The sequence below is a fragment of the Gordonia sp. DT218 genome (assembly GCF_049847105.1).
GTDB lineage: Bacteria > Actinomycetota > Actinomycetes > Mycobacteriales > Mycobacteriaceae > Gordonia.
In genome coordinates, this window is record NZ_JBNCNS010000007.1 from 132048 (window position 1) to 150005 (window position 17958).

Below are 17958 nucleotides of genomic sequence, written 5' to 3' on the forward strand. Positions count from 1 at the left end.
CATCACATGGACGCGATGAGTCGATCGACGCGCTCGTCGACGCTGCGGAACGGGTCCTTGCACAACACCGTGCGCTGCGCCTGGTCGTTCAGCTTCAGATGCACCCAGTCGACGGTGAAATCCCGGCCCGCCTTCTGCGCGGCGGAGATGAAGTCGCCGCGGAGTTTCGCCCGGGTGGTTTGCGGTGGTTCGTTCACCGCGTTCGCGATCGCCTCGTCGGTGGTGGCCCGGGTGACCAGTCCCTTGCGCGTGAGCACGTCGAACACCCCGCGACCCCGCTTGATGTCGTGGAACGCGAGGTCGAGCTGTGCGATCTTCGGATCCGAGAGATCCATCGAATACCGGTCCTGGTACCGGTCGAACAGCTTGCGCTTGATCACCCAGTCGACCTCGGTGTCAACCGTGGAGAAATCGTCGGCCTCGACGGCGTCGAGCATCCGGCCCCACAGATCGACCACCTGGTCCATCTCCGGATCCGGGCGGCGGTTGGCCATGTGCTCGACGGCCCGTGCATGGTATTCGCGCTGGATGTCCAGGGCACTGGCCTGCCGGCCGCCGGCCAGGCGTACCGGTCGGCGACCGCTCGGGTCGTGGCTGACCTCGCGGATGGCGCGGATCGGGTTGTCGAGGGCGAAATCGCGGAACGCGACACCGGCCTCGATCATCTCCAGCACGAGCGCGGCCGAACCCACCTTGAGCATCGTGGTCATCTCGGACATGTTCGAGTCCCCGACGATGACATGCAGCCGTCGGTACTTCTCCGCGTCGGCATGCGGTTCGTCGCGGGTGTTGATGATCGGTCGTGACCGGGTGGTCGCCGACGAGACGCCCTCCCAGATGTGCTCGGCTCGCTGCGAGAGGCAGAAGGTGGCGGCCTTCGGGGTCTGCAGGACCTTGCCCGCACCGCAGATCAGCTGCCGGGTGACCAGGAAGGGCAGCAGGACGTCGGAGATCCGGGAGAACTCGCCGGCCCGCACCACCAGGTAGTTCTCGTGGCAGCCGTAGGAGTTGCCCGCCGAGTCGGTGTTGTTCTTGAACAGGTAGATGTCGCCGCCGATCCCCTCGTCGGCCAACCGCTGCTCGGCATCGACCAGGAGATCCTCCAGGACAAGCTCACCGGCCCGGTCGTGATTGATCAACTGGATCAGGCTGTCGCACTCGGCGGTCGCATATTCGGGGTGCGATCCCACGTCGAGGTAGAGGCGCGCGCCGTTCTGCAGGAAGACGTTGGACGAACGTCCCCAGGAGACAACCCGCCGGAAGAGGTAGCGGGCCACCTCGTCCGGGCTCAATCGACGATGACCGTGAAAGGTACATGTGACACCGAATTCGGTCTCGATACCCATGATTCGACGCTGCACATCGTCAACCCTACCCGCGGAACACCCTGCGGACCCGGCGACGCGACGGGCGGTGACCCGACCGGATGTTCCGGTCCGCTCACCGCCCGGGCGTAGTCAGGATTCCGCGTTCCCCGAGGAGGAGGCCGCATCGTTCGCGTCGCCGTCACCGGCCGATGACTCGGCGGAGGGAGCGACGCTGGGGAGCAGGTCCGTCAACGCGGTGGTGGTCAGTCGCCGGAACGCCCTGCGGGGACGGTTCTGGTCGAGGATCGCCACCTCGAGATCGTTGGCGGTCAGCTCCCGTGGTGGCACCGACGTCGCGGCGGCCGTCGTCGACGACGACGCGGATCCGTTGCCGCTCGCCTCGGGTGGCGTCGCCAAGGCCGCCACGGCGACCGCGAGGGCCGCCGCGAGGTCGAGGTCCGACTCGTAGCTGTCGCGCAACGCCGCGGTGATCGCGTCGTTGGCGCCACCCATCACCAGGAACCGGGTCTCGTCCGAGATGGAACCGTCGTAGCTGATGCGATACAGCTGCGACGGGCCCGGCTTACCCGGCTTGGACACCTCGGCCACGCACAGCTCCACCTCATAGGGCTTGGCCTGTTCGGTGAACACGGCGCCAAGGGTGTTGGCGTAGGCGTTGGCCAGCGAGAGACCTGCGACGTCGGCACGGTCGTAGCTGTAGCCGCGCATGTCCGCGAGCTGGATGCCGGCCTTGCGGAGGCTCTCGAACTCGTTGTACTTGCCGACCGCGGCGAATCCGATGCGGTCATAGATCTCGCTGACCTTGCGCAACGTGTTCGACGGGTTCTCCGCGACGAAGAGCACCCCGTCGGCGTAAGTCAGCGCCACCACACTGCGACCACGCGCAATCCCCTTGCGCGCCAAGTCCGATCGGTCGCGCATGATCTGTTCGGCACTGGCGTAATACGGGAACGTCATCGCGGATCCCCCTCGTGCTCGGCGGCCCGCCGGTCCAGGATGGCCCGCGCCGCCTCCTCGATCTCCGACGGCGCGACCTCGCGCGCCCCGTCGGCAGCCACGATCACCGCGGTCGGAAAGATCTTGCGGATGAGGTCGGGACCACCGGTCGCCGAGTCGTCGTCGGCGGCGTCGTAGAGCGACTCGATCGCTATCGACAGCGTCGACGCGGCATCCAGGTCGTTGCGGTAGAGCTTCTTGAGCGACGACTTGGCGAAGACCGATCCCGATCCGATCGCGTGGTAGCCGCCGACCTCCTCGTGACGGTCGCCTGCAACGTCGAAGGAAAAGATCCGCCCCCGTTCGGTCGGATCGTCGTGATCGATGTCGTAACCCACGAGCAGCGGGATGGCCGCCAGCCCCTGCATGGCGGCGCCGAGGTTTCCGCGCACCATGGAGGCGAGACGGCTCACCTTGCCGTCGAGAGTGAGCGAGACGCCCTCGATCTTCTCGTAGTGCTCCAACTCCACCGCGAACAGTCGCACCATCTCGATCGCGATCCCGGCGGTACCGGCGATGCCGGCCGCCGAGTACTCGTCCGTGATATAGACCTTCTGCACGTCGCGGTTGGCGATGAGATTCCCGGCGGTGGACCGTCGATCGCCGGCGAGCACCACACCACCCGGATACGCCACCGCGACGATCGTGGTGCCGTGCGGGATCTCGTCGGCGGTTCCCGCGCCGCTGATGCTCATGCGCTCAGCCCGGTGCTGCGGAAGTTGCTCGGGCGCGTGCGCCCGGACGTATTCGGTGAACGACGAGATGTCCGCCCCCAGCAACGCCGGGGAGGAAGATGTGGGCCGCGCGGATTGGTAGGGGTGCAGTGATCCGAACCGATCGCTCACTGGCCGCCCTTCTGCACGTAGGCACGCACGAAGTCTTCGGCGTTCTCCTCGAGCACGTCGTCGATCTCGTCGAGCAGGTCGTCAGTGTCCTCGGCAAGCTTCTCGCGGCGTTCCTGGCCGGCACCGCCGTCCGAACCGATGTCGTCATCGTCGTCGCCGCCACCGCGCTTGGTCTGTTCCTGCGCCATCTGCTGCCTCCTTCAACCGATTCGGCCCGCTCGGGCCGAGATCCGGCAGGTCGTTGCCGGACTCCACATCGTGTAACTCCACACACTACCGGTGCGCACGCCCGCAGGGGCGGAAGCGAACACGCCCGCCGTGCGGTCGCCTCAGGTGGTCGTCGTCAGCTGATCGACGAGTTCCGCGGCCGAGTTCACCGAATCCAGGAGCTCCCCGACATGGGCACGACTCCCCCGCAGCGGCTCCAGGGTGGGTATCCGGACCAGCGAGTCGCCACCGAGGTCGAAGATCACCGAATCCCAGCTGGCCGCCGCGATCTCCGCACCGAAGCGTCGCAAGCACTCGCCGCGGAAGTACGCGCGGGTGTTCTCCGGGGGCTGGTTGATCGCCCGCAGCACGTCGTTCTCGTCGACGAGTCGCTTCATCGACCCGCGCGCCACGAGCCGGTTGTAGAGACCCTTGTCCAGCCGGACGTCCGAGTACTGCAGATCGATCAGTTGCAGACGCGGCGCCGACCATCCCAGACCCTCGCGCTGGCGGAATCCCTCGAGGATGCGCAGCTTGGCGGGCCAGTCCAGGATGTCGGCGCACTCCATCGGATCACGCTCGAGCCGGTCGAGGACGTCGGCCCAGGTCTCCAGGACGTGCGCGGCGCGGGTGTCGTCACTGCGTTCGGTCTCGTGGAACTTCATACACCGCTCGAGGTACTCCCGCTGGAGCGCGAGTCCGGTCAGCTCCCGGCCGTCGGTGAGCGCGACCGTCGCCGCCAGGGTCGGGTCGTGGCTGATGGCGTGCACCGCCTGGACGGGCCGGGCCAGCTCGATGTCGGAGAAGTCGACGCCCGCCTCGATGAGGTCGAGGACCAGTGCGGTCGTACCGACCTTGAGGTAGGTCGCGGTCTCGGCCAGGTTCGCGTCGCCGATTATGACGTGCAGCCGCCGGTAGCGTTCCGGATCCGCGTGGGGCTCGTCGCGGGTGTTGATGATGCCCCGCTTGAGGGTGGTCTCGAGACCGACCTCGACCTCGATGTAGTCGGAGCGCTGTGATAGCTGGTAACCCGCCTCGTCGCCGGACTGGCCGATGCCGACCCGACCCGACCCGGTGATCACCTGCCTCGACGCGAAGAACGTGGTGAGACCGGCGATGACCGCCGTGAACGGGGTCTCGCGGTTCATCAGGTAGTTCTCGTGGGTGCCGTAGGACGCGCCCTTGCCGTCGATGTTGTTCTTGTAGAGCTGCAGGCGAGGTGCCCCCGGGACACTGGCGACGTGCCGGGCGGCCGCCTCCATGACCCGCTCCCCGGCCTTGTCCCAGATGACCGCGTCCATCGGGTCGGTGACCTCGGGCGCCGAGTACTCCGGGTGGGCGTGGTCGACGTAGAGGCGGGCGCCGTTGGTCAGGATCATGTTCGCCGCGCCGATCTCGTCGGCATCGATGATGGGTGCCGGACCCGCCCCCCGTCCGAGGTCGAATCCGCGGGCATCGCGCAGGGGAGATTCCACCTCATAGTCCCAGCGTGTGCGCTTGGCGCGGGGTACACCCGCGGCCGCGGCATACGCCAGCACGGCCTGGGTGGAGGTCATGATCGGGTTCGCGGTCGGGTCGCCGGGAGCGGAGATCCCGTACTCGACCTCGGTGCCGATGATTCGCTGCATGGTACGAGCGTAGATGTTCATCGTGCTGCGGTCGCACCCTCGCCCCTGTCTCGGTAGCGTCAACGCGGTGAAAGCCTTCCGCCGGTTCACCGTTCGGGTGCCATTACCCGCCGAGCTCACCGACCTCGCCGACCTCGCCCACAATCTCCGATGGGCGTGGCACGCCCCGACCCAGGAGCTGTTCGCCGCGATCGACCCGACGCTCTGGCACGACACGGCCGATCCGCTGCGACTGCTCGCGGAGACGGACCCGGACCGCATCGCCGAGCTGGCCCGGGATCATGCCTTCCTCGACCGGCTCGCGATCGTCCGCGAGGACCTCGAACGCTACACCGACCGGCCCCGGTGGTTCGGCAACTACGCCGCCGACCTCAGGCCGGAAGCCGTTGCACCGCAAGCCATTGCCTACTTCTCGATGGAGTTCGGCATCTCGGAGGTGCTACCCATCTACTCCGGTGGGCTCGGCATTCTCGCCGGCGACCACCTGAAGGCCGCCTCCGACCTCGGTCTGCCCCTGATCGGCGTCGGTCTCTTCTACCGGTCCGGCTACTTCCACCAGAGCCTGTCCCACGACGGCTGGCAGGTCGAGCGTTATCCGGTCAACGACCCGACCTCACTGCCGCTGAGCATTCTCGCCGACGACGACGGTCCGGTCGTCGTGACGATCTCCATGCCGGGCGGCCGGACGCTCGACGCCCAGGTGTGGGTGGCGACGGTCGGACGGATCCCGCTCCTGCTGCTCGACTCCGATCTGCCCACCAACGACGAGGAACTCCGCAACGTCACCGACCGGCTCTACGGCGGCGATCAGGACCACCGCATCAAGCAGGAGATCCTGCTCGGCATCGGGGGTGTACGCGCAGTGCGGGAGTACGTCCGGATCAGTGGGCACGCCGTCCCGACGGTGTTCCACATGAACGAGGGACACGCGGGCTTCCTCGGCGTCGAGCGGATCCGTGAACTGTGCAGTGATCCGCCGCCGGGAGCGTCAGGCTTCCTCGACTTCGACACCGCCGAGGCTGTCGTGCGGGCGTCCAACATCTTCACCACCCACACCCCGGTCCCGGCCGGCATCGACAGATTCCCGCTCGACATGGTGCGCTACTACCTCGACGCCGACGACGCCGGGAACTCGCGGTTGGTGCCCGGGCTGTCGGCGGCCACCGTGCTCGACCTCGGCGACGAGGCCGATCCCGGTGTCTTCAACATGGCGCACATGGGTTTTCGGCTCGGTCAGCGCAGCAACGGGGTCTCGCAACTACACGGTGCGGTGAGTCGTGAGATGTTCGCCGATCTCTGGCCGGGTTTCGACGCCGACGAGGTCCCGATCGGAGCCGTCACCAACGGGGTGCACGGTCCCACCTGGACGGCTCGGCGCTGGCAGGAACTGGGTGCGGACGGCGGCGACGGGGTCGTCTCGGAGCTGCCCGCCGACGAGATCTGGGAGATCCGCTCGACCCTGCGGGCCCGGCTGGTCGACGAGGTGCGCCGACGGGCGCACGACAGCGGTCGTGACCGGGGGTTCACCGACGCCGAACTGGGGTGGACGGCCGACATCTTCGATCCGGACGCACTGACCATCGGCTTCGCCCGCCGCGCGGCCACCTACAAACGACTCACTCTGATGCTGCGCGATCCCGAGCGGATGCGACGCATCCTCGCCGATCCGGATCGCCCGGTGCAACTGGTCATCGCGGGTAAGGCCCATCCCGCCGACGACGGCGGCAAGGCACTCATCCAGCAGGTGGTCCGATTCACCGACGACCCCGAACTCCGGGACCGGATCGTCTTCCTGCCCGACTACGACATCTCGATGGCGCGCGAGATCTACGCCGGCTGTGACGTCTGGCTCAACAACCCCGTTCGCCCGATGGAGGCCTGCGGGACGTCCGGGATGAAGTCCGCCATGAACGGCGGACTCAACCTGTCCATCCTCGACGGTTGGTGGGACGAGATGGCCGACGGCGAGAACGGGTGGGCCATCCCGTCCGCGGAGGGGGTCACCGACGAGCATCGCCGGGACGATCTCGAGGCGGAGGCGCTCTATTCGCTCCTCGAGGAGACCGTGATCCCGATGTTCTACCGCCGGTCGGCCGCGGGTGTGCCCGAGCGCTGGGTGGAGATGGTCCGGCACACGCTGAACCGCCTCGGGCCGAACGTGCAGGCGTCGCGGATGGTGCGTGACTACACCACCGCCCTCTACGGGCCGGCCGCCACACAGTTCGCCTCCATCTGTGCCGACGAGTTCGCACCGGCACACGATCTCGCCGCATACCGGCACCTGCTCGATCGGAGCTGGCCCGCGGTGCAGATCGCCGGCATCGACGAATCGGGCTCCGGCGACTCCCTCGCCGAGGACAGCCCGCAGCGGGTGAGCCTGACTCTCACCGCCCACGTCGCTCTGGGTGAGCTGACGGCCGACCGGGTGCGCGTCCAGGCCCTGGTTGGCCGCGTGACCGACGAGGGCGAGATCATCGATCCGGTCTTCGCCGAGATGTCCCCGACGGCCGCTACCGATCCGTCCGGCCGCACGCTGTTCGTGGCGACCGTGTCACCCGACCGGTCCGGTCGCCACGGATACACCGCGCGGGTCCTGCCCCGGCACCCGCAACTCTCCGACGACGCCGAGCTCGGTCTGGTGCGCTACCCCGTCGGGACGGCCGCCGACGCGGGACCGGCGTTGGCCGGGACCCGCCGGGACTCCGGCGCACAGGCCTGACACCGCACACAGTGGAGGGTCCCACGCGTTCGCGTGGGACCCTCCACTGTCGGAATCGATCGCCCTCGGAATCGATCGCCCTCGGAATCGATCGCCCTCGGAACCGACCGGCCGGGAATCCGGGCTACAGGTATTGGCCGGTGTTGGTCTCGGTGTCGATCGCACGGCTCGCGCCCGCGCTCTTGCCGGTGACCAGCGTGCGGATGTAGACGATCCGCTCGCCCTTCTTGCCCGAGATCCGCGCCCAGTCGTCCGGATTGGTCGTGTTCGGCAGGTCCTCGTTCTCGGCGAACTCGTCGAGGATCGAGTCGAACAGGTGCTGCACCCGAAGACCGGGCTGGCCCGTGTCGAGCTGCGACTTGATCGCGTACTTCTTGGACCGGTCGACGACGTTCTGGATCATGGCACCGGAGTTGAAGTCCTTGAAGTACATGATCTCCTTGTCGCCGTTGGCGTAGGTCACCTCCAGGAACCGGTTGTCGTCGCTCTCGGCGTACATCCGCTCCACGACCCGCTCGATCATGGCATTGAGGCATGCGGTCCGGTCGCCACCGAACTCGTTGAGATCGTCGGCGTGCACCGGCAGCTGCTCGGTCAGGTACTTCGAGAAGATGTCCATCGCAGACTCGGCGTCGGGGCGCTCGATCTTGATCTTCACGTCGAGACGGCCCGGTCGCAGGATCGCGGGATCGATCATGTCCTCGCGGTTCGAGGCGCCGATCACGATGACGTTCTCGAGGCCCTCGACGCCGTCGATCTCACTGAGCAGTTGCGGCACGACGGTCGTCTCCACGTCCGACGAGACGCCGGAGCCACGGGTCCGGAAGATCGAATCCATCTCGTCGAAGAAGACGATCACCGGGGTGCCCTCGGACGCCTTCTCGCGGGCCCGCTGGAAGATCAGCCGAATGTGACGCTCGGTCTCGCCCACGAACTTGTTCAGCAGCTCGGGGCCCTTGATGTTGAGGAAGTACGACTTCGCCTCTTTCGCGTCGTCGCCACGCACCTGTGCGATCTTCTTGGCCAGCGAGTTGGCGACCGCCTTCGCGATCAGCGTCTTGCCGCATCCGGGCGGGCCGTAGAGCAGCACGCCCTTGGGTGGGCGCAGTGCGTAGTCGCGGAACAAGTCCTTGTGCAGGAACGGGAGCTCGACCGCGTCGCGGATCTGCTCGATCTGGCGACCGAGTCCGCCGATGTCCTCGTAGCCGACGTCGGGGACCTCCTCGAGGACCAGATCCTCCACCTCGGCCTTGGGTACCCGTTCGAAGGCGAAGCCGGCCTTGGTGTCGATGAGCAGCGAGTCGCCGGGGCGGAGCTTTCGGCGTTTGCCGTCCTCGCCGTCGACCTCGCCCATCAGTGGCTCGGCCAGCCAGACGACGCGTTCCTCGTCGGCATGGCCGACGACGAGCGCACGGCTTCCGTCCCCGAGGATCTCCCGCAGCGTGCTGATCTCACCGACGGAGTCGAACTCACACGCCTCGACGATGGTCAGCGCCTCGTTCAGCCGCAGGGTCTGCCCCTTGCTGAGCGACTCCACGTCGATGTTCGGCGAACACGTGAGCCGCATCTTGCGACCGGAGGTGAAGACGTCCACGGTGCTGTCGGGGTGGATGTCGAGCAGCACACCATAGCCACTCGGGGGCTGTCCGAGCCGGTCGACCTCCTCGCGGAGGGCGACGAGCTGCTGGCGGGCCTCTTTGAGGGTGTCGAGCAGCTTCGCGTTACGCGCAGTCAGGTTGTCGACTCGTTCTTGCAGGTCCGTGGAGTCGGCCGGCCGTGCGAATGATGAGCGCTGCGAGTCCGGACGCGCGACGGGAGACGCATACGCGGGGATGAAACTCTCTCCGGGCATCTGTGCGGAATCGTCGCGGTCGGATCCGTCGTCGTGCGCACCCGAGGACCCGAGGCGGTCGGCGCCGCTGGCGCCCTGGCGGTCAGATTCGGTCATTGCTGACTCCTCTCCCCGGCAAACACTTCTCTCATGGAGCGTCTGCGCCGTAACACCACGCTACCGGTGTGGGCCGGAAAACGCCGTGCGCCGCGCGATTCACGGTGTTGACGGTCTGTTAAATCTACGTATTCGCAACGTATTCGCGACGTTTCGCGCGGTAAACCCCTTGGACCCGCGACGAATGCAACACTCTCACCCTTTCGACGGCCGACGCTGCGGGCGAAGGGTGGTGACACCGTCCGCAAGTCGTCGCGTCGTGATCAGAAAGGCCGTATGGCCTTGCATTTTGTGTTCCGGACGTACCGCGAGACCGACGGCACTCCAGTCCCTCACCAGGGACTCCCAGGCGCGGGGCTCGGTCCAGCACTCCTGTTCGCGCATCGCTTCCATGACGCGCGACAACTGCGTGACCGTTGCCACATAAACGATCAGCACGCCACCAGGCGTGATCGCGTCCCGGACCACCTCGAGGGGCTCCCAAGGGGCCAGCATGTCGAGCACGATGCGGTCGAAACGGCCGCCGGCGGACAGTCCGGACGTGTCCAGATGTGCGAGATCATCGATGACGAGATCCCAGTTCGGAGGCCTGCCGGCGAAGAACGTCTCGACGTTGCGGACGGCATGTTCGGCGTGATCGTCCCGCACCTCGTAGGAGGTGACCGAGCCCTCGGGCCCGACGGCACGGAGCAGCGAACAGGTCAGTGCACCGGAGCCGGCCCCCGCCTCCAGTACCCGGGCGCCGGGAAAGATGTCGCCCTCGGTGACGATCTGCGCCGCGTCCTTCGGATAGATGACCTGCGCACCCCGCGGCATCGACAGCACGTAGTCCACCAACAGCGGCCGGAGCGCCAGATACTGTGTCCCGCTCGTCGCCGACACGATGCTTCCCTCCGGGGAGCCGATCAGGTCGTCGTGGGCGATCGCGCCACGGTGGGTGTGGAAGAGCTTCCCGTCCTCGAGGTTCACGGTGAACTTGCGTCCCTTGGCGTCGGTGAGCTGTACGCGGTCACCCACGGCGAACGGGCCGGATGTCGGCATCGGATTGAGGTCCTTCCGGCTGGTCAGGGTGTCGTTCCCCGAACCTGTCACTGTCGCGACCTACCCTGCCAGTTGTGAGTACGACAACCGAAGCCGGGCCCGGTCCCGGGTCCGCGGAGGCCGCGGGTCCCTCCGAGAGCGAGCCGCCGCCGCGGGGACTGGTCGGGCGCCCGCTGGCGCTGTCCCCTTCGCGCGCAGCCGACTTCAAACAGTGTCCGCTGCTCTACCGTTACCGGGCGATCGACCGGTTCCCGGAGACCCCGACGCAGGCGCAGACGCGGGGGACGGTGGTGCACGCCGCGCTGGAGAATCTCTTCGACATGCCGGCGGAGCTGCGTACCCAGGACTCCGCCGACCTGCTCGTCGAGGGCGCCTGGGCGGCGATGTGCGAGGCCGATCCACAGTTGTCCGACGTGGTCGACGAGAGCCAGAGTGGGCGGTTCGTGGCGGAGGCCCAGAAACTCATCGCGACGTACTACACGATGGAGAACCCGACCGCTTTCGAGGCCGAATCCTGCGAAGAGCACGTCGAGATCGACGTCGACGACGTGTTGATGCGGGGATTCATCGATCGGATCGACATCGCACCGACAGGAGAGATTCGGGTCGTCGACTACAAGACGGGGAGATCACCCAGCGAGGCCTACGAGGCCAAAGCGCTCTTCCAGATGAAATTCTATGCGCTTGCGATCCTGCGTATTCGCGGCGTGGTGCCCAAGCGGCTCCAGTTGATGTACTTGTCGGACGGTCAGCAGCTCGTCTACGAACCCGACCGGGCCGAGCTCGAACGGTTCGCGCGCACCCTGAAAGCGATCTGGTCGGCGATCCGGTCGGCGGTCGCCAGTGGCGACTTCCGTCCGCGCCGCTCGCGCCTGTGCAACATGTGTGAGCACAAGGCGCGTTGTCCCGAGTTCGGCGGCGAGGTGCCGCCGTACCCGGGCCCGCCGCCCGGATTCACCCCCTGATCGCCGGACGGCCGACCCCTTTGGCCGCCCACTATGACGGTTGGCATACGGTTGCCGTGTGGAGAGCTGTTACTACGTGCCGATCGACCGCCCGGACATGGAGACCCCAGAAACGGGGCCGTCGGGCATCTCGACCGACTCGGGCCACGAGTACTTTCAGCCCACCGAGGCGACGCAGAGTGTGTGGGCGTCGACGATGCAGCACGGCGGACCGCCGTCGGGTCTGATGATGCGGTCGCTGCTGCGGTGTGACCCCGACCCGGGTCAGCGGTTCACGCGGGTGACCACCGAGATCCTGGGTCCGATCGGATTTGGGGTGAACCGCATCCGCGCCCAGGTGATCCGTCCGGGACGGCAGATCAGCCTGGTGGGCACGGACCTGGAAGTGCAGCAGGCCGACGGCTCGTTCCGGCTCGCCGCGCGGTCTGTCGGCTGGCGGTTGCGGACGGCCGACACCTCGGCGATCGTCGAGGAGCCCGCCCCACTCACACCGCTACCTGCCGAACTGACGCCGGTCGCGGGCGTCACGGGGAACGAGGACCTCGGAGTCGATTGGGGCACAACAGGTTTCATTGGATCGATCGAATCGGCAACCATTGCGGGCCGTACCGGCGACACCCCGGCGGTGTGGATCCGGCCGGCGATTCCGCTCGTCGGCGGTGAGGAGATCTCCGATCTCGAGTCCATCTTCAGCGTCATCGACATCGCGAACGGCATGGGTACGCGTCTGCGTACCGACGAGTGGACGTGGATGAACACCGACACCACAGTGCATCTCACCCGGATCCCGCGCGGGCCCTGGGTGGGCATCGACGCCGACATGGTCCAGGGCCCGGAGGGTTTCGGAGCGACTTTCGGTGACCTCTACGACATCACCGGATTCGTCGGCCGGTCGGCGCAGACGGTGTTGCTCTCGCGTCGCTGAGCAATCATCACGCGCTCTCTGACCTTGAGTGCCACCATCCGCGAGAGCACCATGGTCAGCGCCCACAGCAGAAAGAACGGGGCGATGGTCGCCATCTCCAGGTGATGTCCGATCATGAACTCGCCGAAGTGCATCCGTGCGCTCGGGTTATCGGTGACAGCCCACACGAAGGCAAGGCGAATCAACACCGCGAGCAGCCAGACCGCGACGAAAGCGGGTCCGGTGACGGTCATCGTCGTGCCCGTGCGCTCATCGGTCTCGATGCGTGTGACCAGTGTTGCCATGCCACCGAAGAGGAGGCCGATCGCCACCGCGACCCCATAGACCGCCCAGTCGTTGACACTGTCGATCGGCGCATTCTTCAGATACGTCCAACCGAAGATTGCCACCATCACCAACGGCAGCACCAGCGTGCGGCGGTCGAAGGTGCGGCGACCGTAACCGCGGGCCGTCACCACGAAAAAGATTCCGCCGCTGATGAGTGCGGCCTGAGCGAGTTCCGACATCGTCGTACCTTTCGGGAAGTGTGTTTGTCTGCTGATGTCAGTGAACTCGCGGCCGCGAGTCGAGACATCGGCGTGGAGATGGAGATCGGGTGGAGGTCGCTCTCCACCCAAGGGTGCTTGGTCGCCATTCGGATCGGCTGAGACGATGGAACGATGCGCTGGTGGGAGGTTCAGAGATTCGAGAGCGGGATCCCACGTGAGACCGAGTGGGATCGCGCGATGCGGGTGCTCCAACCATTCTTGGTGGTCGCATTCGCCTTCGCGATGATCGTGACCCTGCGCCAGAGGGTCTCGGAGGGCGAAGCCTTCCAGGTTGTACTGATCGTGGTGTCGGCGAGCTTGTTGCTGACGGTCACGGTGTCCGATTCGGTCATCGGCAGCCGGTCCCGGCTGATCATCGCCATCCTGGCCGCGATCTGCGCAGGCGTGATCATGGGTATCGGGGGACAAGGGTGGCCCGGCACGTTCTCGTACATGGTTGCGTTGCACGCTAGTATTCGCTTCCAGCCGCGGATCGCCGCTGCGGTCATCACGCTCAACGTGGCCGTCGCGATCGTCGTCCAGCTGTTCTGGGCGCCCGTGGACATCACACCGTGGTGGGCGAGTCTCCTCGTTTTCGTGGGCGTGATCCCCGGGATGGCCCGGTACACCAGGCGGCAGACACTCGCCGCGGCCGATGAAGTTGTGCGACAAACGAAACGCGCCGCCGAGTCCGAGGCCCGGTCACGCGCGCTCGGCGAGCGTGCCGCGATCGCCCGAGACATCCACGATGTCCTGGCGCACTCCCTTTCCGGCGTCAGCATGCAACTGTCTCTGGCCGATGCACTGTTCGACTCGGACCGTACCGACGAGGGACGTATTGCAGTGCGCACGGCCCGCCAGCTGGTGGTCACCGGGCTCGACGAGGCCCGCGCCGCGGTCCAGACCCTGCGCGGAGACACCATCGACCCGGTCTCCGCGATCAGCCGGATCGTCTCCGGTCCGACCGAGACCTTCGCCGTGATCGGCACCGCCGGCCCGATGCCTGGCCGATGGGCACACACCCTGGTGCGCATCGCGCAGGAATCGGTGACCAACGCCCGCCGCCACGCACCCGGCGCACCACTGCACGTCGCACTCACCTTCGCCCCGTTCGCCATCGACCTCACCGCGCGCAGCGGCGCACGACCCCGCGAGGCTGCCGAGCGTACGACCGCGAGTTCCGGCCTGGGGCTCGTCGGCATGCGTGAGCGTGCCGAGTCGATCGGGGCCACCCTGGACGCGGGTCCATTGCCCGCGGACGACCATGGGTACCCAGGCGGTTGGTCGGTACGACTGCGTATTCCGTGTGCAAACCACGAGGAGCAACGATGACCGACGGCGATTCGCAGGCCGCGGCAGAGCCGATCACCGTGATCGTCGCGGACGATCAGACGACTATCCGGCACGCTCTGGCCACCATGCTGGATCTGGTCGCCGACATCACTGTGCTCGCGACGGCGAGCAACGGCCAGGAAGCGGTGGCCGCAGTAGCCGAGCACCGCCCCCGTGTCCTACTGACCGATCTGCGGATGCCGGTGATGGACGGCGCCACCGCCACCGCCGAGGTCTGCGCGCACTTCCCCGAGACCGTCGTCGTCCTGCTCACCACCTACGACGACGAGACGTCCATCTTGTCGGCCCTGCAGGCCGGGGCACGCGGATATCTCACGAAGGACGCGGGACGCGACGAGATCGCCACCGCCATCCGGGTCGCCGCAGGTGGCCAGTCCGTGCTCGATCCGGTTGTGCAGACACGGCTGATCGCCGCGATCGGCCGGCAGCCTTCCGGTTCGGTCTCGGCCGTCGGCGCTTCCCCGAAGTCTGACGCCCAGTCACCTCTCGACGCGCTCACTGCCCGGGAGACCGAGGTCCTCGAGTTGATCGCAGAGGGGCTCACCAACAGGGAGATCGCGCGCCGCCTGGTGATCAGCGAAGCCACCGTCAAGACCCACATCAACAATCTGTTTGCCAAACTTGCGCTTCGCGACCGCGCGCACGCCATGCGCATCGCCATCGATCACGGCCTCGGTGGCCGCTGACGTCAGAAGCGGCAGGAGCGGATGTCGGTGGCGAGAATCGCTTTCGCCCCGAGTTCGGACAGCTCGTCCATGAGGCCCTGGTGCTCCTTGCGCGGCACCATCGCGCGCACGGCCACCCAGTCCGGATCCGCCATGGGGGCCACCGTCGGTGATTCCAGTCCCGGGGTCAGCGCAGACGCCTCTTCTAGGAGGGTTCGCGGGCAGTCGTAGTCGATCATCACGTACTGCTGCCCGAAAACGACACCCTGGACACGGGCGATGAACTGCTTGGCGGCCTTGGTCCGCTCCGCGCCGCCCTGCGAGATGAGGACGGCCTCGGAGTCGCACAGCGAGTCGCCGAACGCGGCCAAACCGTGCTGACGCAGCGTGCGACCCGATCCCACGACGTCGGCGATCGCGTCCGCCACGCCGAGCTGGATCGAGATCTCGACCGCTCCGTCGAGGCGGATGATCTCGGCGTCGAGCCCGCGCCTGCCCAGGTCGGCACGCACCAGATTCGGGTACGACGTCGCGATCCGCTTGCCCGCCAGCTCCTCGACCGTCCAGGCCTTCCCGGCCGGGGCGGCGTACCGGAAGGTCGACGACCCGAAGCCCATCGAGATCTGTTCGTCCACGGTGGCGCCCGAGTCGAGCGCGAGGTCCCGCCCCGTGATGCCGAGATCCAGTGTGCCGGACCCGACATAGATGGCGATGTCCTTGGGTCGGAGGAAGAAGAACTCGACGTCGTTGGCGTTGTCGAGGACGGTGAGATCCTTGGCGTCGGACCGCTTGCGGTATCCGGCTTCGGCCAACACGGCCCCGGCCGATTCGCTGAGCGATCCCTTGTTGGGCACGGCTACGCGCAACATGTTCAGTGGTGTCCTAACTGATTGCCGACTGGTCTGTGGAGGGCGATCTGAGGGGTCGGTGCGGTGACATCCGATGCCGACCCCTACAGATGGCGGTACACGTCCTCCAACGAGAGACCACGCTTGATCATCATCACCTGCAGCCAGTAGACCAGCTGGGAGATCTCCTCACCCAGCGACTCGTCGGACTCGTACTCGGCGGCCAGCCACACCTCGCCGGCCTCTTCGATGATCTTCTTGCCGAGGGTGTGCGCCCCGGAGTCGAGGGCCGCGACGGTCCCGCTCCCGGCGGGTCGATGCTGTGCCTTGTCGCTCAGTTCGGCGAACAGCTCCTCGAATGTCTTCACGGTCCCCTATCTTGGCATGTCACGGTGGTCGGAGCGATGGCCGGGGTGCTGCCCGGTCCACGCATCGGTGAGGTCGTCGAGGGTGAGACCGACCAATGATTCGCGGAAGGTGCGCAGATTGCCGGAAGGCACCCGCGCCGCCGACGGGAGGACAAGCGTCGGACAACCGGCTGCGGTCGCCGAGATGGTGCCGGTCGGCGAGTCCTCGACGGCCAGGCATTCGTCGGGCGTCAGGCCGAGCAGTGCCGCCCCGCGCAGGTAGGGGTCCGGCGCGGGCTTCCCGACCGGGACCTCGTCGCCGCAGACGGTCGCGGTGAACCGGTCGCGGCCCAGCGTCTCCAAGGCGGTGTCGGTCAGTTCGCGCACCGTGTTGGTGACCAACACCATCGGAAGTCCTGCCGCGGCCACCAGGTCCAGTGCCGCGGACGCGCCCGGTCGCCACGGCAGCCCGGCAGCGAAGAGTCCGGCGACGTGGTCCAGGAGCCACCGGTAGTCGCCGTTCCGGTCGCGGTCCGGTTCAGCGATGCCGGCGGCGTCGTAGACCTTCGTCATCGCATCGGGAAGTGAGTTGCCCAGCGTCGACTCCCGCAGAGCAGGCGACATCATGATGCCGTGCCGTAGGGCCAGGTCGGCCATCGCTATGTCCCACAACGGCTCGGAGTCGAGCAACGTGCCGTCCATGTCCCAGAGCACGGCGGCGGGACCCGATCGGGCGGCACGGGACGAGGACGCGGTCGGAGAGCTGTTCACCCCTGCATTCTCGCAACCGCCTCCTCGGTGACCTCGTCCGCCGGGTAGAACAGCTCGATGGTCATCTCCTCGAGTGTGATGTCGCGGGGTGTCCCGAAGGTGGTGAGTGTGGTGAAGAACGACAACACGTCGTCGCCCAGGCGCAGGGCGAACGGCACCAGCAGAGTCGGTTCGGCAGCACCCCGTCCCGTTGATCGCGGCGCGCGACGGTCGAGGTCGGCAACCGTGGAGTACTCCCCCACCTCACGTTCGATGACGGCGAGGCGCGGATCGCCGGTGACGCGGACCAGCCGACGAAGAGTATCCATCAGGTACGACGCCCAGACGTCCAGATTCTCCGTCAGGCGGGCGAAGCCCTCGGGGTGCAGGGACGCACGGAACACGTTGAACGGCGGCCCCTGCAGGTGTGCCGGCAGCAGAGCGGCGAGCGATGCTGCGGTGTCGTTGGCCAACACGACATTCCAGCTCCGATCGAGCGCAAGACCCGGGTTGGGGTTGTGCGCGTCGAGAATTCGCTGGACGGACGCCCGAATGCGCCGCATCGCCGCCGCATCGAGTGACTCCTCGGAGTAGCGCGGCGCGTGCCCGGCTGCGAGCAGGAGGGCGTTGCGTTCCCGCAGCGGGATGTCGAGCCGGGTGGACAGCGCCTCGAGCAGCGCCGGGCTCGGACGTGACTTCCCGGTTTCGACGAAGCTCAGATGCCGCGGTGAGACACCGACGTCGTAGGCCAGGTCGAGCTGACTGATCGACCGCTGCGAACGCCACTGCCGCAACATCGTTCCCGCATCGGCCGTCATGTGGCCATCCTAGGGCCGGCCGGGATCGTATCCGACTACCTCGGAGGT

Annotated in this window: 17 protein-coding genes; 5 read left to right on the forward strand and 12 right to left on the reverse strand. The window is 67.1% G+C overall.

The genetic code is table 11. The features are described from left to right. Positions 1-2: 2 nt before the first annotated feature. The 5 genes from pafA to dop form a co-directional block, all read right to left on the reverse strand. A complete protein-coding gene (pafA, locus tag ACPXCG_RS22145) occupies positions 3-1361 on the reverse strand; it encodes a Pup--protein ligase (RefSeq protein WP_425794424.1) in 1359 nt (452 codons plus the stop codon). Between the two features lie 96 nt (positions 1362-1457). Then, positions 1458-2285 (reverse strand): proteasome subunit alpha, encoded by an 828-nt coding sequence (gene prcA, locus ACPXCG_RS22150; protein ID WP_425794426.1) that lies wholly within the window; start codon positions 2283-2285, stop codon positions 1458-1460. After that, on the reverse strand, positions 2282-3169 hold the full coding sequence (prcB, locus tag ACPXCG_RS22155) for a proteasome subunit beta (RefSeq protein WP_425794427.1): 888 nt from the start codon (positions 3167-3169) through the stop codon (positions 2282-2284). Before prcB ends, prcA begins: the two co-directional genes overlap by 4 nt. Continuing rightward, positions 3166-3357, reverse strand: a complete 192-nt coding sequence (locus ACPXCG_RS22160; protein ID WP_161059114.1) for a ubiquitin-like protein Pup — start codon at positions 3355-3357, stop codon at positions 3166-3168. Before ACPXCG_RS22160 ends, prcB begins: the two co-directional genes overlap by 4 nt. Before the next feature lie 141 nt (positions 3358-3498). Continuing rightward, positions 3499-5004, reverse strand: a complete 1506-nt coding sequence (dop, locus tag ACPXCG_RS22165) for a depupylase/deamidase Dop (protein WP_425794429.1) — start codon at positions 5002-5004, stop codon at positions 3499-3501. A 67-nt stretch (positions 5005-5071) separates the two neighbouring features. On the opposite strand from dop, the gene glgP reads away from it, so the two are divergent. Further along, complete coding sequence (glgP, locus tag ACPXCG_RS22170) at positions 5072-7723, forward strand: alpha-glucan family phosphorylase (RefSeq protein ID WP_425794431.1); 2652 nt, start codon at positions 5072-5074, stop codon at positions 7721-7723. A 124-nt stretch (positions 7724-7847) separates the two neighbouring features. On the opposite strand, the gene arc is transcribed toward glgP, so the two are convergent. Beyond that, positions 7848-9575 carry a proteasome ATPase gene (gene arc / locus ACPXCG_RS22175; protein WP_425794529.1) on the reverse strand — a complete coding sequence of 576 codons (1728 nt, stop codon included), beginning with the start codon at positions 9573-9575 and terminating at the stop codon, positions 7848-7850. A gap of 291 nt (positions 9576-9866) precedes the next feature. Beyond that, complete coding sequence (locus ACPXCG_RS22180; RefSeq protein WP_425794530.1) at positions 9867-10712, reverse strand: tRNA (adenine-N1)-methyltransferase; 846 nt, start codon at positions 10710-10712, stop codon at positions 9867-9869. A gap of 74 nt (positions 10713-10786) precedes the next feature. Between ACPXCG_RS22180 and ACPXCG_RS22185 the strand changes: the two genes are divergently transcribed. Together ACPXCG_RS22185 and ACPXCG_RS22190 are read left to right on the forward strand one after the other, a co-directional pair. Beyond that, entirely contained in the window at positions 10787-11677 is an 891-nt protein-coding gene (locus tag ACPXCG_RS22185; protein WP_425794433.1) for a RecB family exonuclease, read from the forward strand. Between the two features lie 58 nt (positions 11678-11735). Then, entirely contained in the window at positions 11736-12602 is an 867-nt protein-coding gene (locus ACPXCG_RS22190) for a thioesterase family protein (protein WP_425794435.1), read from the forward strand. Here the strand turns inward: ACPXCG_RS22190 and ACPXCG_RS22195 are convergent. Further along, positions 12542-13108, reverse strand: a complete 567-nt coding sequence (locus ACPXCG_RS22195; protein WP_425794436.1) for a hypothetical protein — start codon at positions 13106-13108, stop codon at positions 12542-12544. The two genes, ACPXCG_RS22190 and ACPXCG_RS22195, sit on opposite strands and share 61 nt — an antisense overlap. Positions 13109-13333: 225 nt before the next feature. Between ACPXCG_RS22195 and ACPXCG_RS22200 the strand changes: the two genes are divergently transcribed. Together ACPXCG_RS22200 and ACPXCG_RS22205 are read left to right on the forward strand one after the other, a co-directional pair. After that, positions 13334-14461, forward strand: a complete 1128-nt coding sequence (locus tag ACPXCG_RS22200; RefSeq protein WP_425794439.1) for a sensor histidine kinase — start codon at positions 13334-13336, stop codon at positions 14459-14461. Next, the gene (locus tag ACPXCG_RS22205; protein WP_425794441.1) at positions 14458-15168 is read left to right on the forward strand and encodes a response regulator; all 711 of its coding nucleotides are present in this window, start codon (positions 14458-14460) and stop codon (positions 15166-15168) included. Before ACPXCG_RS22200 ends, ACPXCG_RS22205 begins: the two co-directional genes overlap by 4 nt. Before the next feature lie 2 nt (positions 15169-15170). Here the strand turns inward: ACPXCG_RS22205 and hisG are convergent, their stop codons facing one another. The 4 genes from hisG to ACPXCG_RS22225 form a co-directional block, all read right to left on the reverse strand. Next, positions 15171-16016, reverse strand: a complete 846-nt coding sequence (gene hisG / locus ACPXCG_RS22210; protein WP_425794442.1) for an ATP phosphoribosyltransferase — start codon at positions 16014-16016, stop codon at positions 15171-15173. Positions 16017-16099: 83 nt separating this feature from the next. Further along, a complete protein-coding gene (locus ACPXCG_RS22215; protein ID WP_425794444.1) occupies positions 16100-16363 on the reverse strand; it encodes a phosphoribosyl-ATP diphosphatase in 264 nt (87 codons plus the stop codon). Between the two features lie 6 nt (positions 16364-16369). Further along, positions 16370-17113, reverse strand: a complete 744-nt coding sequence (locus tag ACPXCG_RS22220) for an HAD family hydrolase (RefSeq protein ID WP_425794446.1) — start codon at positions 17111-17113, stop codon at positions 16370-16372. Further along, entirely contained in the window at positions 17110-17910 is an 801-nt protein-coding gene (locus ACPXCG_RS22225) for a helix-turn-helix domain-containing protein (protein WP_425794448.1), read from the reverse strand. Before ACPXCG_RS22225 ends, ACPXCG_RS22220 begins: the two co-directional genes overlap by 4 nt. Positions 17911-17958: the final 48 nt, after the last annotated feature.

Coding starts and splice junctions, on each gene's coding strand:
- prcA (WP_425794426.1), bottom strand. CDS start 2,285: ATGACGTTCCCGTATTACGCCAGTGCCGAACAGATCATGCGCGACCGA.
- ACPXCG_RS22160 (WP_161059114.1), bottom strand. CDS start 3,357: ATGGCGCAGGAACAGACCAAGCGCGGTGGCGGCGACGACGATGACGAC.
- dop (WP_425794429.1), bottom strand. CDS start 5,004: ATGCAGCGAATCATCGGCACCGAGGTCGAGTACGGGATCTCCGCTCCC.
- arc (WP_425794529.1), bottom strand. CDS start 9,575: ATGCCCGGAGAGAGTTTCATCCCCGCGTATGCGTCTCCCGTCGCGCGT.
- ACPXCG_RS22180 (WP_425794530.1), bottom strand. CDS start 10,712: ATGCCGACATCCGGCCCGTTCGCCGTGGGTGACCGCGTACAGCTCACC.
- ACPXCG_RS22195 (WP_425794436.1), bottom strand. CDS start 13,108: ATGTCGGAACTCGCTCAGGCCGCACTCATCAGCGGCGGAATCTTTTTC.
- ACPXCG_RS22205 (WP_425794441.1), top strand. CDS start 14,458: ATGACCGACGGCGATTCGCAGGCCGCGGCAGAGCCGATCACCGTGATC.
- hisG (WP_425794442.1), bottom strand. CDS start 16,016: ATGTTGCGCGTAGCCGTGCCCAACAAGGGATCGCTCAGCGAATCGGCC.
- ACPXCG_RS22225 (WP_425794448.1), bottom strand. CDS start 17,910: ATGACGGCCGATGCGGGAACGATGTTGCGGCAGTGGCGTTCGCAGCGG.